Origin of the sequence: Serratia sp. 2880STDY5682894, from assembly GCF_001537385.1 — a bacterium.
Lineage (GTDB): Bacteria > Pseudomonadota > Gammaproteobacteria > Enterobacterales > Enterobacteriaceae > Serratia > Serratia nevei.
This window is the reverse complement of the sequence record NZ_FCJA01000002.1, coordinates 524,539-536,661: the sequence shown is the minus strand read 5'-3', so window position 1 is coordinate 536,661 and position 12,123 is coordinate 524,539. Positions and strand designations below refer to the sequence as shown.

The window sequence follows — 12,123 nt, the reverse complement described above, 5'->3', positions numbered from 1 at the left end:
AGGATGATGAATTTATTCAACCGGCTCCGCCGGCGCCGCGGCGATCGGCCGGCAAGGCAGCAGCAGCGTACGCGTGAGCATGTCGGCCGGCAGCGTGGCAGGCAGCTGCACCTGACACTGCGCCGCGCCGCTCCAGTGAAGCGTCATGATCTCGCCGGCGTTGATGCCGCTCAGGTAGACGCTGCCGCCGTCGTTGACGATGCCGGTTTCTTGTTTACGGGCGTTCAGCACCGTGGCGCCGAACGGCGGCGTGCTGCCGTCCGCCAGTTTGACGATCGCCATTGCCTTCTCGCCGGCGATGACGTCAAACTGACGGTAGCCGATCGCGCCTTCGGTCAGGGTAGCCTGCACCACCGAGCGGGTGGCTTCGGCGTTGTCGCCCAGCTTGTCCAGATCGATGCTGGCCTTGTTGCGGTAGTAGCTGTTGACGTCCGCCACCACCGCCTTGCCGAAGCGGTTGGTGCTGACGGTGCTGCCGTAGCCGCGTACCGGCACCCCGGCCACGCCGTTGGTGTCCAGCAGCAGGCGCGTGCCGCCAATCATGCCGACGCGGTGCAACGCGCCGCCTTCCGGCGTCAGCGTCATGCCGCCCTGCGCGGACAGCCCCACGGCGCTGTAGCGTCCTTCCTGATAGCTGGCGTTGGCGCTCAGGCGCGCCGCATCGCCCTCGTGGTTGTAGTAGCCGCTCAGGTTGGCGCCGCGGCGCGAGCTGCCGGCACTCAGCTGATAGTTGTTGTGCTCATCGACTCGCTGGTAGTACCCCACCCGGTTCGTGTTGTCGTTGCGGTTCACCGTGCTGTTGTAGCTGAGCGTGGCGCCGTTGCCCCACGGCATCGACAGCGACAGGTACACGCCGTCGTCGTTGGTTTCGTTGTAGCGGTTGCGGTAGGCCGACAGCGACAGATTCAGGTTTTTTATCTCGCCGAGATCGAAATAGCGCGACAGCGTCAGGTTGTAACGATCGTTGGACGGACGATCCCAATAGGTCTGGTGGCTGTAGTTGAGATAGCTGCTCAGCCCCCAGTCGCGGAACTGCTTGTTGAAGGTGATGGTGTACATCTCCTTGTTGTTGCCGACCCGGCTGCCGTAATAGCGCGCATCGAGGTATTCGCCCATGCTCATGAAGTCCTCCTCCGAGAAGCGATAGCCTGCGAAGGTGACCTGACTGTCCAGCTCGTCGAAGGTTTTCGAATAACTCACGCGATAAGAGCCGCCGCTCAGCGTTTCATCCCGCTGCGGCAACCGCGCCCGCGACTGGGTGGCGTCGAACGACAGCGCACCGAACATCATCAGATCGCGGCCTATCCCCAGCGACAGCGCGTTATAGTCGCCGCCCAGCAGCGCCCCGCCATACAGCGACCACCCGTTGCTGACGCCCCAAGAGAACTCGCCGGTGCCGAACAGCGGCCCGCGCGAATGGTGCTGCCAGTCCGAAGGTTTGCCGGCGGCCAGCTTGAAGCGCCACGAGCCGGGGCGCGTCAGGTACGGAATACTGGCGGTGTTGACCTTGAACGCCTGCACGCTGCCATCCTGCTCCTCCACCCGCACGTCCAGTTCGCCGCTGATGGCGTCGTTGATGTCCTGAATGCGAAACGGCCCCGCCGCCACCTGAGTTTCATAGATCACCCGCCCCTGTTGGCTGATCGTCACCTTGGCGTTGGTTTTGGCGACCCCGACCACCTCAGGCGCATAGCCGCGCAGGTTAGGCGGCAGCATGTTGTCGTCCGACACCAGGCTCACGCCGGAGAAGCGGAAGCTGTCGAAAATGCCCGAATCCAGATAATCCTCACCCAACGTCAGGCGCGAGCGCAGCGCGGAAACGGCCCGATAGGCGTAGTAACGGCTCCAGTCCAACCGTTTGTCGGTCGATTGCCCGCTGCCGGTCTGATGGTTCACCTGCCCCTGCCAGTCGGCGCGCAGGCGCCAGGCGCCGAGGTTGGCGCCGGCGGTGCCGTTGCCGCTGACGCTGTACCCCCGCGTACCGCCCTGCTGCTGCTGCCGGCTCTGGGCGTTGACGTTGTAATCGAACAGCAGGCCCGGAATGCCTTCATCCCAACGCGACGGCGGATCCCAGTCTTCCGAGCTGTATTCCAGGTAGGCCTGCGGCACGCTTAAATACAGCGCGCCCGTCGCCAGATCGCCGCGCGACACCATCCCTTTCAGGCTGGACTCATCCAGACACTCTCCCTGATGCCACCAGGTGAGCGTTTGCATCGCCGCCGATTTCAGCCCCAGCTGATCGACCAGCGCTTTGCCGACGCAGGCGCGGCTGCCGTCAGGTTCGTTGTCCGGCGGATAAAAAGGGATTTTCTGCTCGGGTAACTCGCTTTTATTGAGATGAACCACCATGCTGTAACTTCCCGGCATAATGTATCCACTGCGGGAAAATTGGCTTAGGTCGATATTTTTGCGATCGTTCACGTCCAAAATGTCGGCATTAAACTGAATACCGTCTTCGGCATATACCCACGTTGATGAGCTTCCCAGCGCCAGCGTGATACATAACCCCAGCACCTGAAAACGAAATAGCTTCCCAGCAGGCGACAACATCATATCCCTAACCTTATATCGTATAATTCTGGCGTTGCGGCTCGCCGCAATCGCAGCGCTCAGTAATAATCCAGCTTAAAACGCACGGCGGAAAAATAATCCCCTGCACGCATCGGTTGATTATTGGCAACCAGCTTTATGGAATAATTAAGCGACATGCTGCCTGGCGTTATATCGCCAAGCGGCAACGGCCGACCTGGCGCGGCAATATTCCCCAGGCCATCGGATATTTGCAGCGCGATGCCTTTCGCTTCGCCGTGCACGCCGAATAAATCGCCCTCGGCATCACCGTCGAAAACTACCTGAAACTGCCGCCAGTCCGGTAAATTCGGCTTCGGGCGCTCAAGCGTGCAGTTGATTAATTCAATGGTGAAGGCATGTGTATTGCCCAAACCGTCACGCATCATATTTCCCGTCGGCATTACGGCCATATCGATAGTCTGTTCGCGGCTGCCGGCGGCAATCGCGCAAGCGGTATCAATAATGGCTCCTTGCATATTTACGCGCCCCCAGCCTTGAGAGCTGGGCGCCGCCGACACGGCCGGGCTCATCAGCGTGGCCATCAATATGCAAGGAGACACTAAAGGGTGAATAAATCGGCGCACTGAACCTCCTGACATCTGCCCTTCCATCTTGGAAAAATGCATGCGGGGAACCCCCGCATGCAAAAAGTCACGCCAATGGCGCAGGCTTACTGGTAAGCCAGCTTGAAGTCGGCTACGGCGGTGAAATCACCCGGAACCACGCTGGCGGAAGCGCCGTCGCCCTGCAGGTAAGCCGCAAAGCGCAGCGTGTTGGTACCGGCACCCAGGTTATGCGGAGCCGTGGCGGTGCCCAGCTTGATCGGATTGCTGGCGGTGTCGGTGATGGCGATGCTGGCGCCGCTGGCGGTGCCGACGATTCCCAGCAGATCCTTGTTGGCGGCAGAGGCTTTGCCTTCGAAGGTGGTCGTGACGGTTTTCAGCGTCGAGTTGTCGCACTGTTCCAGTTTGATATCGAACTGGCGTGGCGCCGATTTGCCGCCATTTTTCAACGCAACGTTGGAAACCTGGCCCATATCCACGGTCTGGTCCACGGTCTCAGGAGAAATGGAGCAAGGCGCATCAATAATGGAACCGGTAAACGTCACTTTGCCATGCCCCTGATCGCCGGCATGCGCCAGAGAAGAAACGCCAAACGCCAGAGCCGCTGCCAGCATGATTTTGTTCAGTTTCATAATTCACTTATTCCTTTAATTTATGTAAAAAGCGCAGGATCGCTCCCGTTCCTTTAACAGTTATTTATATAATCCAGAATGAAAACGGTATTATCCGCAGACAAAGCAAACCCTCACGATAATTAAATCGCGTATTTTATTTCATCATTACCCATTTTAGGTATTCAGCAAAACTCACGCTGACGAGAAAGAAAAAAATCAAATCTTTAAATTTCCACAAAATTTACTACCCATCATGAAAATTACACTAAGATTTAACTTATTCGCTTGTCTTGGCCCGAATATTGTTACAAAAACCGCGACAATTTGAAAAGTCATTTCCGGCAAAAGCAATAAATACGAGATATAAGCCCAAAAACCACAGGGCAAATATATTTTTGCGAAACAACAGATCGTAAAATTAACAACGCCAGTCAATTATCTCGTAAAATATATATCACGCGACATTATTGATCGCCTTTTTTCTATTTGCGTTATAATGATCCGGAAAAGGAAAGGGAGGCTTATCAATTCGGTCCGGTAAAAACCGGCACCGGGCAGTAAATAATGGAGAAAAGATATGAATTACAGCCATTACATACAGCAGGCTGAGCATTTAGCCACCCCGTTACCCCTTCTGATCGGTGAGTGCCGCGGGATTATCGCAACGGAAATATCGGGTTCAGGCAGGCGTTCGCGACCGGTTCAAGAAGGGTATTGCCGGAACAGAGCATTATTGTCCGGGAGACGCTTACCGTTATATCAAAACTCGGCTGAGGCTTAAGGGAGGCTGACATGATAAAACGCACGCCAAAACAACAAGAATTACAAAACCTGCAGCAGCATTTATTAACCACGCTGCACCGCCTCTGCCCTGTGGCCAACGGTGCGGCCCCCCCGCCCCCCGGCGAGTGGCCCACCACTCGCCAGCTGGCCGAGTCTAACGACATCACCATCTATCAGGCGCGCAACCTGCTGTTGAATCTGGCCGGCAGGGGCAAAGTGTTGGTCACGCCGGGGCCGGTCAATAAGTCGTTGCGCTGGTACCCTTCCCTCTGAACGCGTTTTTCCTGCCGGTGTCCCCCAGGCTACCGGCAGGCTTCGCACGGACGAGACTATCCGGCGTCCGTGCGCCTGACCCGCGGATATTTCCACAGCCAGCGCCCGCTGACCATGCGCCAGTAAAACAAAGCGCCGCGCACCGCCCAATCGAGAAACATCCCCAGCCAGACGCCCACCACGCCCATGCCCAGTTCAATGCCCAGCACATAGCCGGCCACCACGCGGCAGCCCCACATGCCCAGCATCGTCACCCACATGGCGAAGCGGGCGTCGCGCGCGCCTTTCAGCCCGGCGGGCAACACCCAGGAAGCAGCCCAGATCGGCATAAAGGCGGCGTTGAGCCAGATGAGGGTTTTCACTACCGTTTTTACGTCATCCTGCGAGGTATAGAACGCGGCAAAGACGCCGGCCAGCGGCGCCGTGCCCCAGGCGATGGCGGTCAGCCCGAGGGTCGACAGCCAGAAAATATGGCGCAGCTGCCGCTCCGCCTGGCCGATCTCGCCTTTGCCGAGCCGCCGCCCCACGATGATGGTCGAGGCAGAGCCCAGCGCGTTGCCCGGCAAGTTGATCAGCGAAGCGATAGAAAAAGCGATGAAGTTGCCGGCGATCACGTTGGTGCCCATGCCGGCGACGAACATCTGCGTCAGCAGCTTGCCGCCGTTGAACAGCACCGATTCGACGCTGGCGGGAATGCCGATCCCCAGCACTTCCCACAGGATGCTCATCTTCAGCGGCGTGAAATAGCTTTTCAGCGTGATGTGCAGCGCCGGGTTAAAACCGATCGCCAGCACATAGAGAATGGCGATGGCACCGATATAGCGGGAAATCGTCAGCCCCAGCCCGGCGCCGACGAAGCCCAGCCCGTGCCAGCCGAGCATGCCGTAAATCAGAATGCTGCTGATGATGATATTGAGGATATTCATGCCGCCGTTGATCAGCAGCGGGATCTTGGTGTTGCCCGCGCCGCGCAATGCGCCGCTGCCAATCAGCGCAATCGCCGCCGCCGGGTAGCTCCACACCGTGGTCTGCAGGTAAGAGAGCGCCAGCTCCTTCACCTCCGGCGAGGCCGCCCCGGCGATCACATCGATGATCGGTTCGCCCGCCAGATGGATGCCTGCCGCCAACAGCAGCGCCACGCCGGTCATCAAGACCAGGGACTGACGCGCCGCCGCGCGCGCGCGCCGACGATCGCGCTTGCCGAGGCTGAAGGCCACCACCACGGTGGTGCCGAGATCCACCGCGGCGAAAAAGGCGATGATCACCATGTTGAAGCTGTCCGCCAGCCCCACCCCGGCCATCGCCTCTTTACCGAGCCAGCTCACCAGAAAGGTGCTCAGCACCCCCATCAACAGAACGCAGGCGTTCTCCAGAAAAATGGGCACCGCCAGCGGCGTGATTTCGCGCCAGAACAGCACGCGGTAGCTTTTCCGTTTGGCGTACCAGGGCGTATTTTCCACGCGCTGACGCAGGGCGGCATACAGGTTCAAGGTGGGCTCGATGGATAAAAGTGAAACATCATTTCAAATGATGAGCGATAAATCGTTATCCTGCAAAGAATTTTTGGGCGCCCGCGACGAGCGCCCGAAAGGCACACCGTCGCGCTACTCCATGTAGTCTTCCTGATCGGCCTGCGCCGCCGCGATAAAGCGTGCGGTGCTGCGGCTGAGTGTGGTGCATTTGTCCGTCAGCAGCTGATTGTCCTGCTGCAGAGTCAGGTAGCGCGCCTGGGTGAGCGCCGGCAGCTGCCGATACCCTGCCGCCTGCGTATCCCAGCCGCGATGCTGCGCCGCTCGCATCGCGGTGCGTTGCAATTTGACATCGTCCGGCACATCGCTGCGCCCGCAGTCCACGCGCAGGAAGTGCCCGCCGGCCAGCATCGAAGCGATGTGATCCAACTGCGCCTGCAGCGGCGGCGTCGGTTTATGCGCCGTTTGCTGACAGCCCGCCAGCAGCAGCAACGCCACCGCGCCGCAAAGAGAAGTGCGAAACAGAGTAGACATGGGAGCTCCCGGAAAACCTGTGGGTGATGCAATGATCTTAGGTGAGCGGATGCCGGGCGGCAAGGCGAGCAGCACGCGCTGCCCGCTTAACGCCGACCGCTGCTGACCTTGGTGGCGCGGGCGGGGTTGCCGGCGACGAACTCCAGCGTGGGGGAATAGTAAAACGGCAGCCAGGCGTTATAGCCGCTCTCCCACTCCCATTTGACCGGGCAGGGCCACAGCATGTCTTCATGCAGGATGTAATAGATCCACCGCCCGGGCGGACGGCGCGGTTTGCGCATTTTCATAGCGAGTACGGCGGCCTGATGGCGTGCGATAAGGTCAACTGCTGCATTTTACCGCGATTTTGGCCGCGGGGACAGCCTGGGTTGCCGGGCGAGCGTTAGCCGCCGCTCGCGGCCCCCAGCGCCACCACCCTATCCGCCGAGTCGATCGTCGATTTTCTGTGGGCGACAATCACGCGCGTGATATTCAGCGAAGATATCGCCCGATTGATCGCCAATTCATTCTCAACGTCCAGATGGCTGGTCGCTTCATCCATAAACAGCACGCTTGGTCGCCGGTAGAGGGCGCGTGCAATAAACAAACGTTGCTTTTGCCCGCCGGAGATGCCGTTCCCCAGCTCTCCGATCAGGGTTTCGTAACCCATCGGCATCTGCATGATTTCCTCGTGAATGTTGCTGTGCATCGCACAGGCCACAATCCACTCTTTATTGGCGTTGACCTCGAAGCCGCTGATGTTTTCCGCGATCGAGCCGGAGAATAACCGGTCGTCCTGCAACACGCAGGCGATCGCATTGCGGTAGTTATTCACGCCGATTTTATGGATATCCATCATGTCGGCCAGGATCTCTCCCGAGGTTGGGTTGAGCAAGCCGCACATGACCTTCAGCAAGGTGGTTTTCCCCACGCCTGACGCCCCGACGATGGCGACGCTCTCGCCGGCGGCGATGCGGATATCCAGGTCTTTAAAGATCGGCCGGGACAGCGCGTCATATTGATAGGTGAGGTTTTTAACCTCAACGGCAACCCCCTTGCCCGGTTCGAAGACCTGCCGCGGCGCGGACTCCGCCTCCGCATCGGTAAAGACGATGTCGGATATCCTCTCATTGTGCAGCGACAGCATGCGCAGGCCGATCGCCAGATCGATCAGGCTGGAAGCCCGCTGCGAGAACTGGCCGCGATAGGCGTTGAACGCCATGAACATGCCGAGCGTCATAGAATTGTCGATGACCATCATGGCGCCGAGCCAAAGTATCGCCACCTGATCGAGCGTGGTGATAAAGGTATTGATCCCGCCGAACATCATATTGAAACGGGTGATTTTGATATTGGTATTGGCGGCATCGACATTCAAATTGAGCCAATAGCTGGAGCGCGTTTCCTTGATGCCCAGCGCTTTGACCGTGGAAATACCGTACAGCGTCTCCATGAAATGCGAGTTGGCCTTGGCCGCCTTGACGATTTGTTCCTCCGAGAATTGGCGGTAGGTGCGGTAGGTCATCATCCTGATGAGGATGTAGACCAGGGTGAAGCCTGACACCACCCAAACCAGCCAGCCGCCATAGACCATCATCATCACGAACAAGCCGACCGTCATGATGCCGTCGATGATCCCGCCGACGATATTATTGGTAAAGGTGGTTCTGATCGCATCCAGTGAGGAAAACCGCGATTGGATATCCCCCAGGTGCCGTTTCTCGAAAAAGTCCAGCGGCAGCTTCAGCAAATGTTCGAACAGCGTCGTCTTCCACTGGATATCGGTCAGCGTCCCCAGCACGATGGAAATCCAGGCCCTGGCGATGCTGACCACGGCGCGAAACAGGGTGAAGAAGATCAGCCCCAAACAGATGACCGTCAGCAAGCTGTAGTCATGCGCCTGAATGACATGGTCGGTCACGAGCTGGGTCCCCACGGGCAGCAGCAGGTTGACCGACTCGATGACGAGCGATAAGGCAAAAATCTTGAGCAGCGTCCCCGGCAGCCCCTCGATGTTTTTCATCAAATCCAGCAGGCGTAAACGGGTTTTTAAGGTCTCTTGCTGAAAGGCCTTGTCGGGCCACAGCTCCAGCGCAATGCCGGTAAAATGGTTCGACATCTCTTGCAGGCCAATCACTCGGCGCCCGAAGGCAGGGTCGTGAATCACAAAGCCCGCGCGCTGAACCTTAACCAGCACCACGAAATGGTTCATGTTCCAATGCAATACGCAGGGCGTTTTCAGCTGATTGATTTCATCGATGTCCAGCGACAAGGCCCGCGTCTTCAGCTGAATTTGCGCCGCGATTTGTGACAGGGTGCCCAGGGTCGCGCCCTGGGTGGAAATGCCGAATCGCTGCCGCAGGCTCAGCATATCCACATTAAATCCGTAATAAGAAGAGATCATCGCGAGGCAGGCCAGGCCGCACTCCGACGACTCCGACTGCAAGATGCTCGGCACCCGTTTACGCAGAGAGAACGTTAACTTTTCGTTGATCCGTTCAAAAAGATTATGATCCATCATCGACTCTCCCCACCACGCTGTTTTTTATGTCATACAAAGGCGCGACCGCCCATTGATAAAGCGGTTTCTTATCCAGGAACACAATCACCCTGGCCTGCAGCCCACTGCTGATCTCCAGATATTTCCCTTTGTCGCTGAATTGCGTGTCGCTGATGGACGCCAACACTTTGTAGTAGGCGTTTCGCTCCCTTTTATTGCCGCTGCTGTATTCCGCCATCTCCTGCGGAGAAGCCGGAACCGAAGAGATGGATTCAATGCGCCCCGGAAACTGGCCGAACTTGTCCGAGGGAAAAGCCTCGTAGCGAATGTTGATGCCATCGCCGATTTTCACGTAGGGCAAACTGTTATTCGGCAGCCACAACACCAGATAATATTTGATGTTCTCAATCGGCTTGATCTGTGCCAGGCTGCTGCCGCTCTCGACCACCTGCCCGGCGGTCACGCTCAGCGACTCGATTTTCCCCTTCAGCGGCGCCTTGATAATCACCTGGTCGCCGGCGTTGGATTCCGCCAATTGGCGTTGCAGCTCGCTGCGTTGCGATTCGCTTTGCGATATTTGATTGTCGTAATCGGCGGCGCGAATCAGCAGATCGCTGCGCAGCTGCGACAGCTGGATATTCTGCTGAATCTTTTGGCTGTTGAGCGCCTGATAGGAACTCTGCTGTTGCTGAAAGAGCGAACGCTGATAATTCAGCTGATCCTTGGTAATCAGCCCTTTCGTCAGGTAATGCTCATAGTTTTTCAAACTCTCCCTCATTTTTTCCATGCCGTCTCTGGCACTGAGGTTAAGTTTTTCCGTTTCTTTATACGCTATCTCATAGCTGTCGATCTGTTTTCTCAGGTTCTCCAGCATCGCGTCTTTGTTTTTTTTCAGCTTGCTGATGATCGAATCCAGATTGCCGATCTGCTTGTTGATTTCACCCGCGGCAATATGGCTGACATTACCCGAGGCCGTGCTTCTGGAAACATCGATGATATACAGCGGCTCGTCTTTTTCCACCACATCACCGGCCTGGTGGAAAGACCGATTCACATAGCCATATTGGGAAGAAAAAACGTTCGTCGAATGCGGAATACTGATCACCTCCCCCTCGACATCCACCCTGCGCGTATATTCACAAAAATAGAGCGCGCTCGCCAAAATAAGAATAAAAACGAGGCACGTCACGGCAATCACAGAGCTGGACGCGCCGGAAATCAGCAGCGCTCTGCCGGTCCATCTTTGACGTTGATAATTGACCGCCTCCTGGCGGAAAATATTTCTGCTCTTATTATCACTCATAGGAAGACCTGCGCATGCCTGACCGGGAGACAGCCGCAGCGCGAGCGCTGCGGCCTTGGACAGCAATATTGATTTAGCTGATGGTGCCGTTAATCAGCCCATCGAGGCCTTTTTTGGAGTATTCCAGGGTGGTATCCCAGCCAACAACGGCCGCGGCCACGCCGCTGGCCACGCCACCCAGAATACCCGCAGCGACCATGCCAACGCCCTGGCCAATGGAGCCGACGCCCAGCAGACCACCGCCGTCGCCGCCGTGCTTACCGCCGATGACGGCGCCCGCCATGCTGCCGACCGCGGCGCCCAAAGCAACGGACGAAACGGCTTCCGCGGCATTGGTGACGGCGCTGCCAATCAGGCCGGCCAGCCCATTGCTCATATCCCAGGAATAGGCGCCTGACACTTCATTCATTTCGATAACAGACAGTTCTTTCATTGGTTAATCTCCATATTTAAACGGACAAACACAGCCATACATGCGTGTTGTCATTGCATTGGCATCGGCCTGCAGCGCCGGATGCCACCAATAATGCCGCGGGAAAAGACGGCATTATATTTTTGATGCGGCTCCCTTAATTCTGCGTAATGGTGAATGTCATGACGGCATCGGCCTGCCCGGGGCTAATGTCCCCCGTCTGCTTATAACGCGCCATTAAGGGAATTCTGATCTCTTTTTCGGCAGCGGTGTGATAGTTAATCGGCCGGGAAAACGTGAGCGGATTACGGTTCTCGTCCAGGACCTCCACGGCAACGCCCTTTGCCGCATCAGAACCGTCGGCAATAGCGATCATGCCTACGCCCGGCGAATTTCCGGCCGCTTCAAACGTCACCTGTACCGGAATATTGTCTTCCTGGCATTGCAGGACCACGAAGAAGTTACGTTCGGAAGACACCGCGCTGCTGCCGACCCCATTAAATTCGCTGCGTTTTGGGCTGCCTAAGTCCACCGTTTGATTTTTATAATTCAAATCCACCAGGCAGCTTTTCTGAATGACCTTCATGCCGGAAATGCTCAAGTCCAATACCGAGGTCGAGTCCAGATAATATCTGGCGATAATCTTCCCCCCCATATCACCGCCGGTTTTAATCGGGCCGGTTTTGATAAACGTCAGCCTGACATCATTGCGGTTGATCCACGGCGTCAGCAGGTTGGGCGAAATCGCCGTATTGAAAGGCACGTTCTTATTGCTCTGCCACAGGTCCGAAATCGTCACGCCTACGCCGTCGATGCCCGTTTCAAACACGCCGGGCAGCGCACTCGGCGTCAGCGGCGACAGGGAGCGATAGGCCACCGAGCCCGAGCAAAGAAAAGAAAACGTCGTGCCGCTGATGCTGTTTTCCGTACGGACAGCCAACTGTTCGCCGATTTCAATACGCGGATCCACGGCCAGCGTCAGCAACCCCATGCGGATGGTTTTCGCGTTGGTGGTACAGGTGCCGGCATACGCCACCGTCGTTAGCGTCGCCAGCCATAGCAGAGCGCCGTAACCGAATATCCTGATAAAAACGTTCATTTTCACTCTCACTTAACAAGTCA

Annotated in this window: 11 protein-coding genes; 1 reads left to right on the top strand and 10 read right to left on the bottom strand. The window is 57.3% G+C overall.

From position 1 onward, the window contains the following. Positions 1-12: 12 nt before the first annotated feature. The 3 genes from AWX27_RS07250 to AWX27_RS07240 all read right to left on the bottom strand — a co-directional run bounded on the left by AWX27_RS07250 (position 13) and on the right by AWX27_RS07240 (position 3,766). Positions 13-2,553: an outer membrane usher protein gene (locus tag AWX27_RS07250; RefSeq protein ID WP_060420486.1), complete on the bottom strand. Its 2,541-nt coding sequence runs from the start codon at positions 2,551-2,553 to the stop codon at positions 13-15. 56 nt (positions 2,554-2,609) lie between these two features. Beyond that, complete coding sequence (locus AWX27_RS07245; RefSeq protein ID WP_080432905.1) at positions 2,610-3,113, bottom strand: fimbrial protein; 504 nt, start codon at positions 3,111-3,113, stop codon at positions 2,610-2,612. Positions 3,114-3,241: 128 nt separating this feature from the next. Next, entirely contained in the window at positions 3,242-3,766 is a 525-nt protein-coding gene (locus tag AWX27_RS07240) for a fimbrial protein (protein WP_060420481.1), read from the bottom strand. Between the two features lie 774 nt (positions 3,767-4,540). Here AWX27_RS07240 and AWX27_RS07235 point away from each other — a divergent pair. Continuing rightward, a complete protein-coding gene (locus tag AWX27_RS07235; RefSeq protein ID WP_060420478.1) occupies positions 4,541-4,804 on the top strand; it encodes a FaeA/PapI family transcriptional regulator in 264 nt (87 codons plus the stop codon). A gap of 56 nt (positions 4,805-4,860) precedes the next feature. Here AWX27_RS07235 and AWX27_RS07230 read toward each other — a convergent pair whose 3' ends face one another. From AWX27_RS07230 to AWX27_RS07200, 7 genes are all read right to left on the bottom strand, one after another. Beyond that, on the bottom strand, positions 4,861-6,294 hold the full coding sequence (locus AWX27_RS07230; protein WP_060420476.1) for an EmmdR/YeeO family multidrug/toxin efflux MATE transporter: 1,434 nt from the start codon (positions 6,292-6,294) through the stop codon (positions 4,861-4,863). Between the two features lie 114 nt (positions 6,295-6,408). Then, complete coding sequence (gene gspS / locus AWX27_RS07225; protein WP_060420474.1) at positions 6,409-6,807, bottom strand: type II secretion system pilot lipoprotein GspS; 399 nt, start codon at positions 6,805-6,807, stop codon at positions 6,409-6,411. A gap of 86 nt (positions 6,808-6,893) precedes the next feature. After that, a complete protein-coding gene (locus tag AWX27_RS07220) occupies positions 6,894-7,094 on the bottom strand; it encodes a hypothetical protein (protein WP_016927170.1) in 201 nt (66 codons plus the stop codon). Positions 7,095-7,189: 95 nt separating this feature from the next. Continuing rightward, a complete protein-coding gene (locus tag AWX27_RS07215) occupies positions 7,190-9,304 on the bottom strand; it encodes a peptidase domain-containing ABC transporter (protein ID WP_060420885.1) in 2,115 nt (704 codons plus the stop codon). Continuing rightward, positions 9,294-10,589, bottom strand: a complete 1,296-nt coding sequence (locus tag AWX27_RS07210; protein WP_060420472.1) for an HlyD family secretion protein — start codon at positions 10,587-10,589, stop codon at positions 9,294-9,296. Before AWX27_RS07210 ends, AWX27_RS07215 begins: the two co-directional genes overlap by 11 nt. Positions 10,590-10,662: 73 nt before the next feature. After that, positions 10,663-11,022, bottom strand: a complete 360-nt coding sequence (locus AWX27_RS25450; protein ID WP_060420470.1) for a hypothetical protein — start codon at positions 11,020-11,022, stop codon at positions 10,663-10,665. A 136-nt stretch (positions 11,023-11,158) separates the two neighbouring features. Then, a complete protein-coding gene (locus tag AWX27_RS07200; protein ID WP_060420468.1) occupies positions 11,159-12,100 on the bottom strand; it encodes a fimbrial protein in 942 nt (313 codons plus the stop codon). Positions 12,101-12,123: the final 23 nt, after the last annotated feature.

Excerpts from the sequence above, each read along its gene's own strand:
- AWX27_RS07250 (WP_060420486.1), bottom strand. The coding sequence starts at position 2,553 with ATGATGTTGTCGCCTGCTGGGAAGCTATTTCGTTTTCAGGTGCTGGGG.
- AWX27_RS07245 (WP_080432905.1), bottom strand. The coding sequence starts at position 3,113 with ATGGCCACGCTGATGAGCCCGGCCGTGTCGGCGGCGCCCAGCTCTCAA.
- AWX27_RS07240 (WP_060420481.1), bottom strand. The coding sequence starts at position 3,766 with ATGAAACTGAACAAAATCATGCTGGCAGCGGCTCTGGCGTTTGGCGTT.
- AWX27_RS07235 (WP_060420478.1), top strand. The coding sequence starts at position 4,541 with ATGATAAAACGCACGCCAAAACAACAAGAATTACAAAACCTGCAGCAG.
- gspS (WP_060420474.1), bottom strand. The coding sequence starts at position 6,807 with ATGTCTACTCTGTTTCGCACTTCTCTTTGCGGCGCGGTGGCGTTGCTG.
- AWX27_RS07220 (WP_016927170.1), bottom strand. The coding sequence starts at position 7,094 with ATGAAAATGCGCAAACCGCGCCGTCCGCCCGGGCGGTGGATCTATTAC.
- AWX27_RS07215 (WP_060420885.1), bottom strand. The coding sequence starts at position 9,304 with ATGGATCATAATCTTTTTGAACGGATCAACGAAAAGTTAACGTTCTCT.
- AWX27_RS07210 (WP_060420472.1), bottom strand. The coding sequence starts at position 10,589 with ATGAGTGATAATAAGAGCAGAAATATTTTCCGCCAGGAGGCGGTCAAT.
- AWX27_RS25450 (WP_060420470.1), bottom strand. The coding sequence starts at position 11,022 with ATGAAAGAACTGTCTGTTATCGAAATGAATGAAGTGTCAGGCGCCTAT.
- AWX27_RS07200 (WP_060420468.1), bottom strand. The coding sequence starts at position 12,100 with ATGAACGTTTTTATCAGGATATTCGGTTACGGCGCTCTGCTATGGCTG.